Source organism: Mycolicibacterium baixiangningiae (assembly GCF_016313185.1).
Lineage (GTDB): Bacteria > Actinomycetota > Actinomycetes > Mycobacteriales > Mycobacteriaceae > Mycobacterium > Mycobacterium baixiangningiae.
This window is the reverse complement of sequence record NZ_CP066218.1, coordinates 1,303,345-1,322,852: the sequence shown is the minus strand read 5'-3', so window position 1 is coordinate 1,322,852 and position 19,508 is coordinate 1,303,345. Positions and strand designations below refer to the sequence as shown.

Here is a 19,508-nt window from a genome sequence, read left to right as displayed (position 1 = left end):
GCCTCGCTCGGCCGACGGGGTAACCCGTTGCCGCGTGAGCGAACGGTCCAGGCCGGTAGTCTGCGGCCATGCCGTTGGAAACCGGTCAGGTCTTCGCGGGCTACACGATCGTGCGGTTGGTGGGAACCGGGGGCATGGGCGAGGTGTACCTGGCGCAGCATCCGCGGCTGCCGCGACAGGATGCGCTCAAGGTGCTGCCGGCATCGTTCTCCGCCGACGAGGAGTACCGCCACCGGTTCAGCCGGGAAGCGGATCTGGCGGCCGCGCTGTGGCATCCGCACATCGTCGGCGTGCACGACCGCGGCGAGTACGACGGCCGGCTCTGGATTTCGATGGATTTCGTCGACGGCCACGACGCCGCCCGACTGCTCGTCGACAGCTATCCGTCGGGGATGCCCGCCGCCGACGTCATCGAGATCGTCACCGCCGTGGCCGACGCGCTGGACTACGCCCACCAGCGCCGACTGCTGCACCGCGACGTCAAACCGGCCAACATCCTGATCACCGGCCCCGACCGGGCCCGCAGACGGATTCTGCTCGCCGACTTCGGCATCGCCCGCCACGCCGAGGACAACACGGGCCTCACGTCGTCGAACATCGCCGTCGGATCGATGAGCTACAGCGCGCCCGAACAGCTGATGGGCCACCCGATCGACGGCAGGGCCGATCAGTATTCACTCGCCGCCACGGCCTACCGGTTGTTCACCGGCAGCCCGCCGTTCCCGCACAGCAATCCGGCCGTGATCATCAGCCACCACCTCAACACGCCACCTCCGCGGCTCTCCGACACCCGGCCGGAGCTGCGGGCGTTCGACGCGGCGATGGCGCGGGCCCTGGCGAAGGATCCGGCCGCGCGCTTCAACACCTGCCACGACTTCGCCGCCGCGCTGGCCGAGGCGACCCGCGCGCCGGCCGCACCGCGGTCCCCGGTCACCCCGCAGTCCCCGCTCGGCCCGCCGCCCGGCGTCTCGTATCCGGGGCCGCCGATCTCGGCACCGCTGAGCGGCCCACCACATCCCGGCGGCGGGCAGGGTCCGCCGGTGCTGGTGTCCCCGTGGATGCCCAGTGGCGCAGCACATCCCGGTGCGCCATACGGTCCGACGCCCGGACAGCCGCCGAAACGCCGCCGCAGGGGTCTCGTCGTCGCCGGCGCCCTGCTCGGGGTGATCCTGCTCGTGGCGGGCGTGGTCACGGCGGTAACGGTGACCGGCTCCGACGACGACGCCACCACCCCGAACCCGACCACGACGACGTCGCGCGCCCGGCCCTCCACCACTCCTCGGCCGACGGCTGCCCGGTCGCCGTACACCATCGCCGACTACATCCGCGACAACCGCATCGTCGAGCGGCCTATCCACCGGGAGACTCCGGATGCGCCGGTCGTCACGATGCCGATCCCGCCCGGCTGGTCCGATGCGGGGACCCGCGCTCCGTCGTGGGCGTATTCGGCGATGGTGTTCGACGGCCTGCCCGCCAACGTCGACCCGCCAACGGTGATCTCGCTGATGTCGAAACTGTCCGGCAACGTCGACCCGGCGAAGATCCTCGAGTACGCACCGAATGAGCTGAAGACGCTGCCCGCGGCCCAGACCGGCGCCGCGCGTCCGGGCAGACTCGCCGGGTTTGACTCGGTGCAGGTCGACGGCTCCTACGACCGCGACGGGAAACGCCGGACGACCTGGCAGAAGACCACCGTCTTCGGCGCCGCCGACGGACTGTTCGTCCTGCAGGTCAACGCCGACGCGCCGGCCGCCGAGGGCCGGTTGATCACCGATGTCGGCGTGATCGTCGACCAGCAGACGGCGATCGCACCCTGAACGCTGCGCGAAGGCGGTTGCGTCACGGCGGTCGCGGTACCAAGCTGCAATTGACGACGTCATCAACGGGTGAAGGCCGGCCGTCACGACAAGGGGGTTCATGACCAGCGGAGTGCGCGAATGGTGGCGCCAGCCCGACCACTACTACTGGCTCACCGCATTCCTGGCGGCCCGGGGCGCACAACACAGCATCTGCCGGGTGGTCGCGGGGTCGCTCGTCGGCTTCGCCCTGGTCCTGCTGGTGTCGTTGGGCAGCCCGCACGGTCCGTCGGGAACGCTGGGCCGCGCCGGCGCGGTCGCCATCGCGCTGTTCCTGTTCGCCATGGCGGTCGGCTGGTGGCGCGAGGGCTGGCCCACCCAGCGGCAGTCGGCGGGCTTCGTGATCGCCGCCGCGCTGTGCATCAGCGCGTCGTCCCTGTTCCAGAGCGATCCGTTCAACGGCATGTTCGGCGCAGCGACGTTCGCCGTCCTCGCCGGGTACATCGCGTTCTTCCACACCCCGCGGATGATGGCGTTCAACTTCCTGCTGGCGATGGCCACGGCGTCGGTGCTGGCCGTCCGGGTCGCGCTCGACGGCGATGCCGCACTGGGGATCTCGACGCTGATCTTCCTGGCCGTCATCAACATCGCGACACCGTCGACGTGTCACGCACTGGTCCATCTGCTGGGCATCGACGTGCTCAACGCGGAGATCGATCCGCTGACCGGCCTGTACAACCGCGATGCGTTCGACCGCGCCGCGGCGGCCTACATCAGTTCGCGCAACCGCGACGACGACCGGTTCTTCGTGCTCGTCGTCGTGGACCTCGACAACTTCGCCCTGCTGACCCAGGCCAAGGGCAGGCAGGCCGGCGAGCGGGCCCGCGTCGCCGCCGCGCAGACGCTGCGCGAGACCACCCGTCAGAACGCGGTGATCGCCCACCTGCCGGACACCGAATTCCTGATCGCCGACAGCTTCCCGACGACCGACAGCTCAGCGCTGGTCGAACGGGTGCGCAGCGCGATCCGGACCACTCCGCCGCGGACGTCGGCGAGCATCGGGGTGGTCACCACCCCGATGCAGGCCCTCGCGGAGCGCCCGCCGGATCAGGTCCTCGACGAGTTGCTCGAGCTCGCCCGCTCGGCCGTCGTCGTCGCCCGCCGCGCGGGTGGCAACCAGGCGCACCACATCATCTGCCCGCCGCTGCGGGCCCTCGAGGACGACGAACCACCGCTGTAGCCGATCAGTGGGCGAAGTGCCGGGCGCCCGTGAGGTAGAGCGCGATACCGGCCTTGGCGGCGGCGTCGGTGACGACGTCGTCACGCATCGACCCGCCCGGGTGCACGATGGCCTTCACCCCCGCGTCGGCGAGCGTCTCGAGCCCGTCGGGGAACGGGAAGAACGCATCCGAGGCCGCGACGGCGCCGCGCACCCGCTCCCCGGCGCGCTGCACGGCCAGCCGGGCCGCGTCGACCCGGTTGACCTGACCCATTCCCACCCCCACGGTGGCGCCGTCGGCGACGACCACGATGGCGTTGGACTTCACCGCACGGCACGTGCGCCAGGCGAATACGAGGTTTGCCAGTGTGGCCGGATCGGCCGGTTCGCCGGTCGCCAGAGTCCAGTTGGCGGGGTCGTCGCCGGCGGCGTCGAGCGCATCGCGCTGCTGCAGCAGCAGTCCGCCGCTGATCTGCCGGAAGTCGGTGCCGGCGGTCGGCGGTTCGGCCGCGACCAGGATGCGAATGTTCTTCTTGCGCGACAGGACCTCCACGGCGCCGGGCTCGTAGGCCGGGGCGATGATCACCTCGGTGAAGATGTCGGCGACGGTCTCGGCCATCTCGACGCTCACGGCGGTGTTGGTGGCGATCACGCCGCCGAACGCCGACAGCGGGTCACACTCGTGGGCCTTGCGGTGCGCGTCGGCGACCGATACCGACGAGATCGCGATCCCGCACGGGTTGGCGTGCTTGATGATCGCGACGCAGATCTCCTCGTGGTCGAACGCCGCCCGCCACGCCGCGTCGGCGTCGGTGTAGTTGTTGTACGACATCTCCTTGCCGTGCAACTGCTCGGCCTGCGCGAGGCCGGGCCACGCGGAGGCGTCGCGGTAGAGCGCGGCCTGCTGGTGCGGGTTCTCGCCGTAGCGCAGCACGGCGGCGCGTCGCCAGGTGCCGCCCGCCCATGCGGGCAGCTTCTGTGCGGGTTCCTCGGGCGCAAGGGTCGAACCCATCCACGTCGCGACCGCCACGTCGTATTCGGCGGTGTGCCGGAAAGCCAACGACGCCAAGATCTTTCGCTCAGCGAGGGTGAAGCCGCCCGACCGGACCGCGGCCAGCACACCGTCGTACCCGATCGGTTCGACCACCACCGCCACGCTGGGGTGGTTCTTGGCCGCCGCCCGCACCATCGACGGACCGCCGATGTCGATCTGCTCCACACACTCGTCGATCGAGGCGCCGGATTCCACGGTCTCGGTGAACGGGTACAGATTGACCACCACGAGGTCGAACGCCTCGACGCCGAGTTCTTTCAGCGCCGCGACATGTTCCGGTTTACGGAGGTCGGCCAGCAGACCGGCGTGCACCTTCGGGTGCAGGGTCTTGACGCGACCGTCGAGCACCTCGGGGAATCCGGTCACGTCCTCGACGGGGGTGACGGGGACACCGGCGCCGGCGATGGTCCTCGCGGTCGAACCGGTGGACACGATGGCGACGCCGGCCTCGTGCAGGCCGCGGGCCAGGTCGGTCAGGCCGGTCTTGTCGTAGACGCTGATCAGTGCGCGCCGAATCGGCTTCTTCGCCCCCGGCCGGCCTTCGTCGCTGCTCATCCTATGGTCGCCTTTCGTCCGGTCCAGGTCACGCCGCGCTGTGCCATCGCGGCCAGGACATCCACCAGCAGTCGTCGTTCGACCACCTTGATTCGCTCGTGCAGGGTCGCCTCGTCATCGCCGTCGAGCACCGCCACGGCCTCCTGCGCCAGGATGGGGCCGGTGTCCATACCGGCGTCGACCAGATGCACGGTGCAGCCGGTGACCCGCACGCCGTAGGCAAGGGAGTCGGGGACGGCATGGGCGCCGGGGAAGGCGGGCAGCAGGGCGGGGTGGGTGTTGACCACCCGGCCGAGGAAGCGGGAGAGGAATGCGGGGCCGAGGATCTTCATGAAGCCCGCGGACACCACGAGATCGGGCTCGTGTTCGGCGGTCGCGGCCGTGATCGCGGCGTCCCACGCGGCGCGGTCGGGGTGCTCACCCAGCCGCACGGTGTAGGTGGGCACCGCGGCGGCCGCGGCGATGTCGAGTGCGGCGCAGTCCCGGTCGGTGCCGACGGCCACCACCCGCGCCGGATAGTCGCCGACGGCGGATTCGAGGAGTGAGCCGAGCAGCGAACCGGTGCCCGAGGCGAGCACGACCAGCCGTGCAGGTGCGCTCGGTGGCACACGAAGCGGTTGCTGCACGCGCTGCAGCTTAGTCGGCTGGGCGCCGGGGTTCGCTGTCGGTGGGGGCACGGCCGGTGGGGGCGTTCCCCGTCGCGTCGTCGTCCACGATGAAGTGCTCTTCGGGGTCCTGGGCCACCTCAGGCACCGCCGGCTCCGGTGCGTCGGCCATGGGCTCGGGTTCGTCGGCCATGGGCTCGGGCACTTCCGGCGCCGCGTCGAGGATCGGTCCGGTGTCGGCGTCGTCCACCTCAGGATCCGGCTCCGGCTCGAGCTCCGGCTCGGGTCCGGTCACGCGCACCGGCCGGGGGCGACGGACGACCCCGCCGCTCATCGCCACGGTCAGGCCGCCGATCACCGTGAACCACAGGAAGACGCCCGGCCCGAAGGTGGTCTGGTCCACCCCGACCTGGCCGAAGTTGCCGAGGCGCCCGCCGCCGACGGCTCCGAGTAGCGCCATGGTCAGCGCCGCGAGCGCCGACGCGACCACCAGCTTCGCCGCCGCCACGTGAATGGGTGCAGGACGGCGGGCGACCTGCTGCCCGACCGCGACCGCGGACGCGGCGGCGATGATCAGCAACGCCACCCACACCGGTCCCAGCGGCGGGGTGGGTACCGCCGCCAGGATGGGCAGCGCGGGCACGTCGCCGCCGAGCACCGTGAACGAACTGAACGTCGCCAATCCGATGTGCGCGCTGGAGCCCACCGCGACCGCGGCGGCGCCGACGACGACATTCGGCAGGTACAGCAACGACAGCACGGTGAGGCTGAACTGGCCGAAGACCGAATCGGTGATCGCGAACAGCTCGTGCATCGTCGACCAGTGCACCACCAGCGATCCGGCGGTGACCACGCCGCAGAGCCCGGCGAGCGCGAGCACCCCGGCGGCGGCGGCGCGGAACGCCTCGGGCAGCCAGTTCGGCAGCGGGGTGGTGTGCACCGTGCGCCGTCCCACCCGGGAGGCCACGCCGATCGCGGCGCCGATCAGGTGGACGGCCAGCACCCCGCCGAACGCGCGCAGCGCCGACGGTGTCTGTAATTCGGTCAGCACCGACGCGGCGTCGTGGATGACCGCCAGTGCGATCGCGGCGATCAGCAGCGGGCCACCCAGCGCGGAGGCGATCACCCAGCGGGTGACGAACCAGGAGCCGTGCGGCGACGTCGCGGCAGCCGTCGTGCGGGCGGTCCCCCACACCATCATCAAGACGGGCATCAGCGGCATCGCGCCGAGTTCGCGGCCCCCGATGGAGACCGGCACCTGGTGCACGCCCAGCCACATGCTCGCGATGGCGCCGAAGGCGCCGGTCATATCGCTGTTGGCGATGAGCAGCTGTAACAGCGTCACCGCCGCGATGACGACCAGCGCCACGACGGACGGACCGAATGCGACCCGCACCAACTCGCGGGCCTGGCGGGCGCCGACCGGCCGGTTCTCCACTAACGGGGCCCCTCGCACAGGCTGGCGTGCGCGTCGGTCACGCACGCGCGGTCAGGGTTACGAGGGGTTCGGGCCGGACTGCTGCGACGACGGCGGCTGCCCCTGCCCGGAACCGCCGCCCTGCTGCTGCGGCTGGCCGTAGGTCGGGAAACCGGTGGGAGGGGTCGGCGGGCCGCTCTGCTGGCCGGGGGACGAGAAACCACCGGTCGACGGGCCGCCGCTGCCGGGGTACCCGCCGCCGTACTGCGAGGGGTAGCCCGGGCGCTGCTGCTGCGGGGCCTGCTGTGGTGAACCGCTGTGGTGCTGCTGCGGTTGGTGCTGACCGGACTGCGGCTGGCCGTAGTAGGGGCCGGGTCCGCCGTACTGGCCGTACTGCTGCTGCTGGTCGTACTTGGGCTTCGGGGCGGGCGCGGTGAGGACACCGGTGTCGAAGAGCAGCGCGGCGACGGCCGATCCGGCCTGCAGGAGCGACAGCACGATCAGGGCGTAGAGCGCCCACCCGATCGAGGCCTCCGACGGCTTGTTGATCAGTTCGGCGATCACCAGCAACAACGCCAGCACTGACAGCACCGACGCGATGGCGACGTACGTGCGGCCCTTGGACAGCAGGGTGACGCCGGCGAGCAGACCGGCGGTGAGTGCCGCGATGACCGCCAGCCCGATGCCCAGCGTCGAACCGCTGACGGTGCTGCCCTGGCCGAGGAAGTCCGAGGCGTTGACCTCGAAGATCGGCCCGAAGTTGCAGAGGTAGACGAGCGCGCCGAGCGCCGCGACCACCATCAACAGGTAGGCGGGCAGCTTGCTGGGGCCGTCGCCGGCCGCGGGGGTCTCGGGCAGTTTGCCGAAGTGCTGCGTCGGCGCCGAGAACTGGGTGGTGGGTTGATTGGCCGGTGGGTATCCGGGGCTACCGGGTGAGTAGGTCATGACCTCTCCTGTGCTGATCGGGCGTCTGACGTGGGCAACGCGTGCGCAAACACGGACCACCTGAGCAATTCGATCCCCCACGCTAGCGCACCGATGGTCGCGCCCGGCGCACGACGGGTGCCTAATCCCCACGCGGCTGTGCGCGGTCCCTGCGTCACACCGTTGCGAGCACCGGGGAGCCCGCGGTCGCCGGTTCGGACGCCTCGATCTCCCGCACCAGCGGCAGCACCCGGGCACCGAAGTACTCGATCTCCTCCTGAAAGTGCAGGAAGCCGCCGAGGATCAGGTCGACGCCCCGTTTGCGGTATGCCGCAATGCGTTCCGCGATCTGCTCGGGGGTTCCGATCAGTTGCGTGCGGAAGCCGTCGTTGTACTGGACCAGGTCCTCGAACGAGGAGTCCGCCCACATCCCCTTCTTGTCCCGCGTCGAGTTGCCCGCCTGCTGCACGGCGTCGCGGAACCCTTCGACCGCGGGCTTGTTCGCCTTCTCAACGATCTCGCGGAGAACTTCCTTCGCCTCCTTCTCCGTGTCGCGGGCGATGATGAAACCGTTCAGCCCGAATTTGACCTCCCGGCCGACCTCGCGGGCATGGTCACGGACCTCGACGACCTGCTCGGTGATGCCGTCGAAGTCCTTGCCGTTGGAGAAGTACCAGTCGGCGTAGCGGCCACCGTTGCGTCGCGCCGCCGTGGAGTTGCCGCCTGGAAGATCTCGGGGTTGGGCCGCTCCGGGGTGGTGACCGGTTTCGGTTTCAGGGTGAAGTCGTGGATGCGGTAGAAGTCGCCGCGAAAATCCACGTCGTCCTCGGTCCAGATCTTGCGTAAGACCTGCAGGAACTCGGCGCTGCGGCGGTAGCGCTCATCGTGTTCGAGCCACGGTTCGCCGAGGTGGGTGAACTCGTCCTTGAACCACCCGGAGACGACGTTGACGGCGAACCGGCCGCCGGACAGCTGATCGGCGGTGGCTCCGAGTTTGGCCAGCACCCCGGGCTGCCACAGTCCGGGATGCACGGCGGCGATGACCTTGAGCCGCTCGGTGGCCAGGAGCAGCGCGAGCGAGAAGCTGGTCGACTCGTGCTGGTACTCGGCGCCGTAGCTGGCCTCGTAGCGGACCTGGCTCAGCGCGTACTCGAAGCCGTTGTTCTCCGCGGTCTGCGCGAGCTTCCTGTTGTACTCGTAGTTCCAGTCGGTGCGCTGCTCGATGTCGCTGGTCACCAGGCCGCCACTCACGTTGGGCACCCAGTAGGCGAACGTGATGTGGTCGGCGATGCGTTCGGTGCTCATGGGTACATGGCAGCAACCGCCGCGGCCCGCGTCACGACTATGGATCGCCGCGATCCGAACCGACGGGCTCGTGCTTGCTCTTCCTACTAGAACACGTTCTAATTCGACCATGGACTTCGGGCTCGTACTCTTCACCAGCGACCGCGGCATCGCCCCGGCCACGGCCGCGAAACTGGCCGACGATCACGGCTTCCACACGTTCTACGTCCCCGAACACACCCACATCCCGGTCAAGCGCCAGGCCGCCCACCCCACCACGGGTGACGAGACACTGCCCGACGACCGTTACATGCGCACGCTCGATCCGTGGGTGTCGCTGGGCACGGCATGTGCGGTGACCTCCCGCGTGCGGCTCTCGACAGCGGTGGCGCTGCCCGTGGAGCACGATCCGATCACGCTGGCGAAGTCCATCGCGACGCTCGACCACCTCTCCGGTGGCCGGGTCAGCCTGGGTGTCGGATTCGGTTGGAACACCGACGAATTGGCGGACCACAACGTGCCGCCCGGCCGGCGCCGCACGATGCTGCGCGAATACCTCGAAGCGATGCGCGCGCTGTGGACGCAGGAAGAGGCGTCCTACGAGGGTGAGTTCGTCAACTTCGGGCCGAGCTGGGCGTGGCCGAAACCGGTGCAGGCACACATCCCGGTGCTGGTCGGCGCGGCCGGGACGGAGAAGAACTTCAAGTGGATCGCGAAATCCGCCGACGGCTGGATCACCACACCGCGCGACTTCGACATCGACGCCCCGGTCAAGCTGCTGCAGGACACGTGGGCGGCGGCCGATCGCGACGGCGCCCCGCAGATCGTCGCGCTCGATTTCAAGCCGGACCCCGACAAGCTGGCGCGGTGGCGTGACCTCGGGGTGACCGAGGTGCTGTTCGGGCTGCCCGACAAGGGTGAGGCCGAGGTCGCGGCGTATGTCGAACGGCTGGCCGGGAAGCTCTCCGCGCTCGTCTGACGCCTCTTTCGCCGAAACTGCTGGGAGATCACGCTTTCGGCGCCGAACGCGATCTGACAGCAGTCTCGGCGGGTCGCTACGCCAGGGCGGCGCGGTTCTTGTCCCCGTCGGCCGTCACCGTGATGCGAACCCCCAGCGGGTCGCCGTCACCCATCAGCGCCATCAGCTCGGCGTCTTCGGTGATCGCCATGAAGCGGCTGCCGTCGGAGTCCAGCCGCCCGATGATGATGCCCGTGCGCACCGGCCAGTCGTAGCGGATCGAATACGTCTCGATGGTTCCCGTGCCGTCGACGTGGCGGGTGACCGGCACCTTCGGCAGTGCGGCGATGTCGTCTTGGCGCGCTTCGCTCCGGCCGGCCGCCCAATCGGCGGGTTCGGTCGAGTACACCCCGACCGAATACTTGCTCATCACACCGCCGTTGGCGCCGACGAGGCCGAATTCGCCTGGCCTGTCGCGCATCTCGGTCACCGTCTCGGCGATACCGTGCAACGAGTAGCTGTTGCCGGGGCCGCCGAAGTACGGCAGTCCGCCGGTGAGCGTCAGGCCGCGGGGGTCGTCGGCTGCCAGTCCGAACGCATCGCACACCGCGAAGACGGGGAACGGGAAGCAGCTGTACAGGTCGAAGGTGGCCACGTCGTCGATGCCGACGCCCGCCACGCGCAGCGCCTCCGCCACCGCCTGCTCGGCCGAGATGCTGACGCCGAGGTCGGCGCGGTCGAGCAGAGCCTGCTCGGTCTGGTCGGCGTGGCCGCGCAGGTACACCCACTTCTCCTCGGGCACACCGAGTCGACGGGCCGCCGCCACCGACATCACCAGCGCGGCGGCGCCCTGGTTGACCGTGTCGCGCGCCACGAGCAGCCGGGGATACGGATCGCAGATCATCCGGTTGTCCTCGGTGACGGTCTCGATCTCCTGCACCGACCGCTCCACCGGCGAGGACGAGAACGGGTTCTTGGCGGCGATCTCGGAGAACGGTGCGAAGAGTTCGGCCATCTTCCGGCGATACTCGTCGACGCCGAGACCCAGCCGGGCACGCCGCGCGTTGTCCAGCAGCCCGTACTGCACGGGGGCGCCGGTGAGGCCGTGCGCGACGGTGTAGTCGCTCATGTACTGCTCGAAGCCGTAACCCCGGTCCTCGAGCTGGCCGCCGACGTGTTCGGTGAAGTCCGGCTTCGGCTCCCTGTTCGAGAAGTACTTGGTCGTCGACCCCGGTTCGGAGCCGAGGACCAGCGCCACCTCGATCTCGCCCGCGGCGATCGCCGTGGCGAACTCCGTCATCAGCTTCTGGGGCCCGTTGCCACCGATGGGTTCGAGCACCGCCCGTGCGGGGTCGGCCCCGACGCGCTGCGCCACTGATCGCACGTAGTTGTCCGAGGCGCCCAGCGGCGGATCGGAGAAGGGGGTGCAGATCTCGAACTGCCGCAGGCCGGCGAAGACCTCGATCGCGCGGGCGACGGCGCCGGCATCGGCACCGGTGTCGGCCAGTGCGGCGCGGACCGCCTCGGTCGCGAGGTCGACCGCCGACATGCCGCGATAGCCCTCGTCGTCGACGCGTTCGGTGAACTGTCCGACGCCGACGATGACCGGCGTGCGCGGGTCGACCATGACAGACCTCCTGGCAGGTGTTACTTCGTCAGGCTAATGGAGGGGCTCCTCCGCCGTGCACACCCCAGACTCTGTTGTGGGCCCACACGCGTGACGTACATCCAGATCGACGTACAACATGATTGACGTACAACAGAAGCAACGTACATTTGAGCCATGCCCTATCCGCCGCGGCCGATGTCACTTGTCGTCGGAGGCATCGTGCAACCCGAGAACGTCGTCACGAGCTGTCGAAGCTGAGGATGACGCTGACCGCTGGCCCGCTGAAATTCGAGCGGGATGGCCGCGCGGCGGCCGCCTTGGACGATCTGTTGAGCCGCGCCGTCGACCGGGCCGAGCACCGCCAGCTGGTGCTCTTCGTGGACGAGGTGACCGTGCTCGCCCGCAATCTCGAACGCCGCGAGCCCGGCTCGGGTGAGAACTTCCTGCACACCCTTCGCCGCTTCCGGCAGGACCACGGCGGAAAGGTCGCCACGGTGCTTTCCGGATCCATCGGGCTGCACCATGTCTCGGCGGACGCCCCGAGCACGGTCAACGACATCCAGAAGATCACCGTCGGCCCGATCCGTACGGACCACGCCACCTACCTGGCGGAGTGCCTGCTGCTGGGTGTCGGCCTCACCGATCCTCAGGCCCACATCGTCGCGCCTGCCATCGCGGCGTCCGCGGAGAACGTCCCCTACTACATCCAGCACCTGGTCGCGGCGGCGCAGAAGGTATGGCAACGCACCGGCACGCCACCCACCGTAGAACAGGTGCCCGATCTGGTCTCGGCGGCGATCGCCGACCCGGTCGACCCCTGGGATCTTCGGCACTATCGAGACCGGTTGAGCCAGTACTACGGTGCCGACGCGGCCGCGATCGCGAAAGTGCTCGACATCTACGCCCACGCGGCCCACCCGCTCAGTGTCGACGAGACGCTGATGACGCTCCGCGGCGAAGGCAGCCCGATCCAGGACCGCGATCAACTGGTGTCGGTCATCGAACGCCTCGAACTGGACCACTACCTCGTGCGGGACGGCGATGCCGATCGGTTCGCGTCCTCCCTCATCGAACGTGCCTGGCGGGCGATGCGGCGATGACCGCGCACCCGACGTTCACCCCCTCGGCCATGAACGCCGAGGAACTCGACTCCCTCACCGTCGGGCGCGACGGGCTCCTCGACACGCTCGTCAACCGGATCCGCGGTGCGGTGCGCGACGGCTCCCGGCCGCACACCCTGCTGATCGCGCCCCGCGGCGGCGGTAAGACCCACACTCTGCATGTGGCCGTGCATCGCAGCCTCGCCGACCATGAGATCGCGCGACAGGTGCTCCCGGCGCTCATCCCGGAGGATGCGCTCGCGATCGGGTCCTACGCCGATCTGCTCGTCGAGATCGCCAGGACAGTTGACGACCGACTGGGTGACACCGCGCGGGCGCTGCGCCGGCACAAGGACACGGTGGGCATCGAAGAAGCGATCCTGGCGGCGGCCGCGGGGCGGATGATCCTCCTGGCCGTCGAGAACCTCGATCGGGTTTTCGACGCACTCGGCGAATCCGGGCAGGGCAGCCTTCGCGCATGGGTCGAAACTTCTACGGCAATAACCATTTTCGGCACCGCCCCCATGTTGTTCTCCGGCGTCTCGTCGCGGTCGTACCCGTGGTACGGGTCGTTCATGGTGGAGTCGCTTCCGGAGTTCACCGTCGCAGAGGGTGCGGTCATGCTGAGCCGCGCGGCTCGTCGCCGCGGTGACACCGAACTCGCGGCGTTCATCGAGTCGCCGAAGGGCCTCGAGCGGTTGCAGGTGATCCACCGGCTCGCGGGCGGTTCGCCGCGGTTGTGGCACATCCTGTCCGACTGCGTCGATCCGCAGTCGCTCGACGCATTGGTGCCCGCGGTCGAAGCGCTGCTCGACCGACTGGCGCCGTACTACCAGCAACGCCTCTGGCAACTACCACCGGGCGAACAACGACTGGTCGTGGAACTGGCGCGCAGCTGGGAACCCCGCATCGTCTCGGATCTGGCGGCGGCAGTGGGCATTTCGAATCAATCCGCGGCGACGGCGTTGGGGCGCCTGACCTCCTCGCGATGGGTGACGGCAGCCAAGGCGCGGACGGGAGACCAACGGGCATCCTGGTACGACCTGACCGAACCGCTGCTGCGGTATCAACTGCAGTTCCGGGAGAACCGCGGACAACCGTTGCGGCTCATCGTCGAATTCCTCCGTGCCTTCTACGCTCAAGATCGACTGCGTTCCGAGCTCGCCACCGCCACACCGGGTTCACCGCTGGAACGTCATTTTCAGCTGGCACTTCTCGGGTTCACGCTGTCGAGCCCGCCGCCGAACCGGGACGTCGCGGATCTACTCGGCGGGCTCCGGCTGTGGATCGCCGAAGGCCCACCGGAGATAGCGGAACTGGCCACCGTGATAGAGCAGGTCGCCGCCGCAGCGTTCGGCCGTCCGGTCGACCGGCCGGTGGCAGACCACCTCCGCACCGTCGTCGACAGGGCGCGCAGCGCGACGTCCGGCGGTGGCGAACCCGAACGCCGTTTCCGGGCCGGCCTGCGCATACTGGCCGAGTACCCCTGGGAGCCGGCAGCCGACGACGCCCTCCTCTGGATCGAAATGTCCTGGGGTGCAGCAGATACCAATCACAGCGAACGCTTGCGCGCGTTGCTCGACAGCGACCGCAGCAATGAGCCGGCCGCTCTACTGAAGGTCAAATGGGCACGGGATCTGATGCGCAGTCCCGCGCCGGGCAACGCGGATCGGGCCCTGTCCGTGCTGGACGGCCTGCTCGACCGACTCGACACCCAACGCCGCGCGGGGACGGCCATTCCCGGTACGTGGAGCTCCTGGACTCGCGCGGTGGTGGCCGTCGATTCCGCCACTCCTCGGCATACCGCCGATCCCCTGGCCACGGCGATCGGCATCCTGCTGGCGATCAGGGATGACGACGACGTCCGATGGGAGCACCTCCCCAAGGTCATGTCCGCCATCGCGGTCGATGACAGGGAATGGGTTGCCGCCCGAATGGCGGTACACGCCCGGCTGCTGGGTATGAGTGCGCCCGCGGAGTTCGATCCCCTGAAGTTCGTCGGCGGCGAAGTGCGCGGCGCCGCCCGGTTCCTGTTCGATCTGCGCCCTCTCGACGAATAGGGCCCGCGGCAGCCTTGACCGCGCTGTCACTTAGTGACACAGTGCAGGTGTCACTAAGTGACACGAAGGGAGGTGGTTGCGGCCATCGACGACAAGCACGCCGCGGCCCGGTTGGCCGTCTCGCGGCTCGCCGCGGCGATGTTCTGGGAGCGCGGCGTCAGCGCCATCAGCGGGGACGACATCGCCGCCGCCGCCGGGCTCTCCACCCGCACGATTTGGCGCTACTTCCGCACGAAGGAGAGTTGCGTCGAGCCGCTGCTCGCGAAGTCGGCCGATCGGTTCCTGGCCGCGACGCGCCGGTGGCCGCACCATCAGTCCCTCGCCGAACACCTCGCCGCAGACATCGCCGAATACCCGGTGACGCCGCAGGACGTCGAGGACGAGATCAGCGCCATGCGGCTGGCCACGATGACGACGTCGGAGCCGGCGCTGCGCACGGCGTACCTGATGGTCCACGACCGGATGGAACAGGGCCTGATCCCCGTCATCGCCGACCGGTTGGCCCGGCCCGAGCACGACCTCACGGTCCGCCTCTGCGCCGCCGCCGTCACCGGCGCGTTCCGCGTCGTCGACGAGGAGGTGAGCTGCGCGGTCATCGTCGAGAAGAAGCCGGTGAGCCAGTCCGAAACCCTCGCCTTGATCGACCGCGCCATCCGGGAGGCCACCAACGGCCGCCTGGGTGGGCCGGTCGCGCCGTAACCAATACCCACGACCCCGAAGGACGCCCATGACACTGCCCGAACTCATCCCGGTAGAGGATTTCTTCAGGCCGCCGGTCCGCGCCGGCGCGACGATCTCACCGGACGGGACCAGGATCGCGTATCTGGCACCGTGGAAGAACCGCCTCAACGTGTGGGTCGAGAACATCGACGGTTCCGAAACACGTTGCGTGACAGCCGATGAGGCGCGCAGCGTGTACATCTATCAGTGGACACCAGATTCACGGTGGCTGCTGTACATGCAGGACGACGGCGGCGACGAGAACTGGCACGTCTACCGAGTCGACCCCGAGGCCCCGGATGCCGCGGCGGTGGATCTCACCCCGTTTCCCGGCACACGAGCATCGTTCGAGGTTCTCAAGGGGCGTCCGGACAAGGCGATGGTCCAGCTCAACAACCGCAACCCCGAACTGCAGGACGCCTACGAACTCGACATCCCCACCGGCGAGCTCACTTTGCTCGCCGAGAATCCCGGCACCGTCACCAACTGGCTGTGCAGCCCGAGCGGTGATCTGTTCAGCTCGACACAGACCCCTGACGGTGACGTCGAGATCTCCCAATGGGACACCGCCACAAGCAGTTTACGGACCATCGTGACCTACGACGGCAGGGACTACCCGCTGAGCATCTACCCGATCGTGGTCAGTCCCGACGGCACCGGCCTGTGGTTCGGCTCCAACAACGGCAGTGACCGGACCCGGCTGGTGCGCGTCGACGTGACGACCGGTGAGGAAACCGAGGTGGACAGCCACCCCACCTATGACCTGGCCGCCCAGGTGGTGTTGCCGTCACCGCTGATCCTCAGTGACCGGACCGGCGAGTTGATCGGGGCGCGCTACTACGGGGACCGTCAGGTGATCCATCCGCTCGACCCGGATTTCGCTGCGGTACTGGAGAATGTGAGCGCGCTGTCCGAAGGCGACCTGTCCGCGCTGTCCTCCGACAGCAGCGGACTCCGGTGGGTGGTCACCTTCACCGACGACCGTGACCCCTTCGTCGCCTACTTCTACGACCACTCGACGGGTGAGAGCCGACTGCTGTTCCGGCCGTATCCGCATCTGGATCCCGAAGCGCTCGCCCCGATGGCTCCGGTGGCCATCACCGCCCGCGACGGTCTGGAGCTTCCGGCGTATCTCACGCTGCCGGTCGGGATCGAACCGGTCGGCCTGCCGATGGTGCTGCTGGTCCACGGCGGACCGTGGGCACGCGACTGCTGGCTCTTCCAGCCCGACGTGCAGATGCTCGCCAATCGCGGATATGCGGTGCTACAGGTCAACTTCCGCGGATCGACGGGCTACGGCAAAGCGTTCACCCAGGCCGCCATCGGCGAGTTCGCCGGCAAGATGCACGACGATCTCATCGACGCCGTCGACTGGGCGGTCAAACAGGGCTATGCCGACCGCGACCGGGTCGCGATCTTCGGCGGCTCCTACGGCGGATACGCCGCGCTCGTCGGCGTGACGTTCACCCCGGACGTCTTCGCCGCGGCCATCGACTACGTCGGTATCTCGAGCCTCGCGAACTTCATGCGCACCTTGCCGAATGTGGCCCGCCCGTTCCTGGCCAACAACTGGCACCTGTACGTCGGCGACCCGTCGGATCCGGAGCAGGAAGCCGACATGCTGGCCCGCTCGCCGATCACCCATGTCGACCGGATCCGGACACCGCTCCTGGTCGTGCAGGGCGCCAACGACTCCCGCGTCGTGCAGGCCGAATCGGACAATCTCGTCGAGGCGCTGCGGGCCCGCGGTGTCGAGGTCGAGTACATGGTCAAAGAGGACGAGGGTCACGGCTTCGTCAACCCGGACAACTCGATCGACATGTACCACGCGGTCGAGCGGTTCCTCGCCCACCACCTCGGCGGGCGGGTCTGACTGCCGAGCAGACGCAAAAACACCCCAAAACAGCGAGTTTTGGGGTGTTTTGCGTCTGCTCGCGCAGGAAAAGTGCTACTGGTTCTGCAGGATCTCGCGGGCGAGTGCGGCGGTCTCCGACGGGGTCTTGCCGACCTTCACGCCGGCCGCCTCGAGCGCCTCCTGCTTGCCCGCAGCGGTGCCCGCACCGTCGGAGACGATGGCGCCGGCGTGGCCCATGGTCTTGCCCTCCGGAGCGGTGAAGCCCGCGACGTAGCCGACGACCGGCTTGGTGACGTTGGCCTTGATGTAGTCGGCGGCCTTCTCCTCGGCGTCGCCGCCGATCTCACCGATCATCACGATCAGCTTGGTCTCGGGATCCTTCTCGAACGCCTCGATGGCGTCGATGTGGGTGGTGCCGATGACCGGGTCGCCGCCGATGCCGATGGCAGTGGAGAAGCCGAGATCGCGCAGCTCGTACATCATCTGGTAGGTCAGCGTGCCGGACTTCGACACCAGGCCGATCGGGCCCTTACCGGTGATGTTGTTCGGCGTGATGCCGACCAGCGACTCGCCGGGGGTGATGATGCCGGGGCAGTTCGGGCCGATGATCCGGGTCTTCGGGCCCTTCTCTCCACCTTTTTCCAGGTTGTAGGCCCACGCATAGGCGCTGTCCTGCACCGGGATTCCCTCGGTGATGACGACCAGCAGCGGGATCTCGGCGTCGATCGCCTCGATGATGGCGTCCTTCGAGAAGGCCGGCGGCACGAAGGCGATCGACACGTCGGCGCCGGTCTCCTTCATGGCTTCCGCAACGCTGCCGAACACCGGCAGCTCGATGTCGTTGCCGTCCTTGTCCTTATGGGCGACCTTCGTGCCCGCCTTGCGGGCGTTGACGCCGCCGACGACCTGAGTGCCGGCCTTGAGCATCAGCGCGGTGTGTTTGGTGCCCTCGCCGCCGGTGATGCCCTGGACGATGACCTTGGAGTCCTTGTTCAGAAAGATAGACATATTCCGTTGGCTCCCTTACTTGTTGGCCAGCTCGGCGGCTTTGTCGGCCCCGGCGTCCATGGTCTCGGCTTGGACGACCAGCGGATGATTGGCCTCGGCGAGGATGCGACGGCCTTCTTCGACGTTGTTGCCGTCCAGCCGGACAACGAGCGGCTTGTTGGCCTCGTCGCCGAGCTTCTCGAGCGCGCCGACGATGCCGGTGGCCACCGCGTCACAGGCAGTGATGCCGCCGAAGACGTTGACGAACACGCTCTTGACCTGTGCGTCGTTCAGGATGACGTCGAGCCCGTTGGCCATCACCTCGGCCGAGGCACCGCCGCCGATGTCGAGGAAGTTGGCGGGCTTGACCCCACCGTGCTTCTCGCCGGCGTAGGCCACCACGTCGAGGGTGGACATGACCAGACCCGCGCCGTTGCCGATGATGCCGACCTGGCCGTCGAGCTTGACGTAGTTGAGGTCGTTCTCCTTGGCCTTGAGCTCGAGAGGATCGGTGGCGTCCTTGTCTTCGAACTCCTTGTGGCCCGGCTGACGGAAGTCGGCGTTGGCGTCGAGGGTGACCTTGCCGTCGAGGGCCAGGATCTGATCGTCCGGCGTGCGGACGAGCGGGTTCACCTCGACCAGGGTGGCGTCCTCGCCGATGAACACCTCCCACAGCTTCTGGATCGTCACGGCGGCGGCGTCGAGCACCTCCGCGGGCAGGTGGCCCTGCTCGGCGATGGAGCGGGCGAACGCCTCGTCGACACCCTTGACGGCGTCGACCGGCACCTTGGCCAGGCGGTCGGGCTTGGTGGCGGCGACCTCTTCGATCTCCATCCCGCCCTCGACCGAGCACATCGCCAGGTAGGTGCGGTTGGAGCGGTCGAGCAGGAACGAGATGTAGTACTCCTCGGCGATGTCACTCGCCTCGGCGACCAGCAGCTTCTTGACGACGTGGCCCTTGATGTCGAGGCCGAGGATGTTCTGCGCGTGGGTGAACGCGTCGTCGGCGGTGGCGGCGTACTTCACGCCACCGGCCTTACCGCGGCCGCCGACCTTGACCTGCGCCTTGACCATGACCGGCTTGCCGATCTCCTCGGCGATCGCTTTGGCGTCTTCTGCGGTGTCGGTCACCCGGCCGGGCGTGGTCGGAACGTTGTGCTTGGCGAACAGCTCCTTCGCCTGGTACTCGAAAAGGTCCATGGACTCACTGTCTGTCTGCGTTGACGTTCACGTTTATCGAGAAGGTTTGCACCCAGGGGGCTGTGGGGAACTTTATCCACACCGGCTGAGCCGGTCGTCACCGCCCACCGTGGATGTGGGAGATCTCACCGCGCCCCGAACGTGATACACGTCACAAAACCGCGC

14 protein-coding genes and 1 pseudogene are annotated in these 19,508 nt (G+C 68.6%); 7 read left to right on the top strand and 8 right to left on the bottom strand.

What is annotated here, in order from left to right:
- Window positions 1-68: 68 nt before the first annotated feature.
- Together I7X18_RS06220 and I7X18_RS06215 are read left to right on the top strand one after the other, a co-directional pair.
- Window positions 69-1,817, top strand: a complete 1,749-nt coding sequence (locus I7X18_RS06220; protein WP_193044068.1) for an LpqN/LpqT family lipoprotein — start codon at window positions 69-71, stop codon at window positions 1,815-1,817.
- Between the two features lie 100 nt (window positions 1,818-1,917).
- Window positions 1,918-3,036 carry a GGDEF domain-containing protein gene (locus I7X18_RS06215; protein WP_193044069.1) on the top strand — a complete coding sequence of 373 codons (1,119 nt, stop codon included), beginning with the start codon at window positions 1,918-1,920 and terminating at the stop codon, window positions 3,034-3,036.
- 4 nt (window positions 3,037-3,040) lie between these two features.
- Here I7X18_RS06215 and purH read toward each other — a convergent pair whose 3' ends face one another.
- From purH to sfnG, 5 genes and pseudogenes are all read right to left on the bottom strand, one after another.
- Window positions 3,041-4,624, bottom strand: coding sequence for a bifunctional phosphoribosylaminoimidazolecarboxamide formyltransferase/IMP cyclohydrolase (purH, locus tag I7X18_RS06210; protein WP_193044070.1), 1,584 nt, complete (start codon window positions 4,622-4,624; stop codon window positions 3,041-3,043).
- The gene (gene purN, locus I7X18_RS06205) at window positions 4,621-5,250 is read right to left on the bottom strand and encodes a phosphoribosylglycinamide formyltransferase (RefSeq protein ID WP_193044071.1); all 630 of its coding nucleotides are present in this window, start codon (window positions 5,248-5,250) and stop codon (window positions 4,621-4,623) included. Before purN ends, purH begins: the two co-directional genes overlap by 4 nt.
- A 10-nt stretch (window positions 5,251-5,260) precedes the next feature.
- Window positions 5,261-6,667 carry a cell division protein PerM gene (locus tag I7X18_RS06200; protein ID WP_193044072.1) on the bottom strand — a complete coding sequence of 469 codons (1,407 nt, stop codon included), beginning with the start codon at window positions 6,665-6,667 and terminating at the stop codon, window positions 5,261-5,263.
- Window positions 6,668-6,724: 57 nt separating this feature from the next.
- Window positions 6,725-7,591 (bottom strand): DUF5336 domain-containing protein, encoded by an 867-nt coding sequence (locus tag I7X18_RS06195; RefSeq protein ID WP_193044073.1) that lies wholly within the window; start codon window positions 7,589-7,591, stop codon window positions 6,725-6,727.
- A gap of 154 nt (window positions 7,592-7,745) precedes the next feature.
- Window positions 7,746-8,875 (bottom strand): annotated as a pseudogene (sfnG, locus tag I7X18_RS06190) (dimethylsulfone monooxygenase SfnG).
- Window positions 8,876-8,984: 109 nt separating this feature from the next.
- Here sfnG and I7X18_RS06185 point away from each other — a divergent pair.
- Window positions 8,985-9,833 (top strand): LLM class F420-dependent oxidoreductase, encoded by an 849-nt coding sequence (locus I7X18_RS06185; protein WP_193044074.1) that lies wholly within the window; start codon window positions 8,985-8,987, stop codon window positions 9,831-9,833.
- Window positions 9,834-9,909: 76 nt separating this feature from the next.
- On the opposite strand, the gene I7X18_RS06180 is transcribed toward I7X18_RS06185, so the two are convergent.
- A complete protein-coding gene (locus tag I7X18_RS06180) occupies window positions 9,910-11,439 on the bottom strand; it encodes an acetyl-CoA acetyltransferase (RefSeq protein ID WP_193044075.1) in 1,530 nt (509 codons plus the stop codon).
- Window positions 11,440-11,681: 242 nt separating this feature from the next.
- On the opposite strand from I7X18_RS06180, the gene I7X18_RS06175 reads away from it, so the two are divergent.
- Genes I7X18_RS06175 through I7X18_RS06160 form a run of 4 tightly spaced genes read left to right on the top strand, consistent with a single transcriptional unit; the run spans window position 11,682 to window position 17,174 of the window.
- Window positions 11,682-12,521, top strand: coding sequence for an ATP-binding protein (locus tag I7X18_RS06175; protein WP_226862898.1), 840 nt, complete (start codon window positions 11,682-11,684; stop codon window positions 12,519-12,521).
- Window positions 12,518-14,581: a hypothetical protein gene (locus tag I7X18_RS29935; RefSeq protein WP_319017964.1), complete on the top strand. Its 2,064-nt coding sequence runs from the start codon at window positions 12,518-12,520 to the stop codon at window positions 14,579-14,581. The genes I7X18_RS06175 and I7X18_RS29935 overlap by 4 nt, the downstream gene beginning before the upstream one ends.
- Before the next feature lie 57 nt (window positions 14,582-14,638).
- Window positions 14,639-15,280 carry a TetR/AcrR family transcriptional regulator gene (locus I7X18_RS06165; RefSeq protein WP_455429780.1) on the top strand — a complete coding sequence of 214 codons (642 nt, stop codon included), beginning with the start codon at window positions 14,639-14,641 and terminating at the stop codon, window positions 15,278-15,280.
- A 28-nt stretch (window positions 15,281-15,308) separates the two neighbouring features.
- The gene (locus I7X18_RS06160; RefSeq protein WP_193044076.1) at window positions 15,309-17,174 is read left to right on the top strand and encodes an alpha/beta hydrolase family protein; all 1,866 of its coding nucleotides are present in this window, start codon (window positions 15,309-15,311) and stop codon (window positions 17,172-17,174) included.
- 75 nt (window positions 17,175-17,249) lie between these two features.
- On the opposite strand, the gene sucD is transcribed toward I7X18_RS06160, so the two are convergent.
- Complete coding sequence (gene sucD / locus I7X18_RS06155) at window positions 17,250-18,164, bottom strand: succinate--CoA ligase subunit alpha (RefSeq protein ID WP_193044077.1); 915 nt, start codon at window positions 18,162-18,164, stop codon at window positions 17,250-17,252.
- A 15-nt stretch (window positions 18,165-18,179) separates the two neighbouring features.
- Window positions 18,180-19,343 carry an ADP-forming succinate--CoA ligase subunit beta gene (sucC, locus tag I7X18_RS06150; protein ID WP_193044078.1) on the bottom strand — a complete coding sequence of 388 codons (1,164 nt, stop codon included), beginning with the start codon at window positions 19,341-19,343 and terminating at the stop codon, window positions 18,180-18,182.
- Window positions 19,344-19,508: the final 165 nt, after the last annotated feature.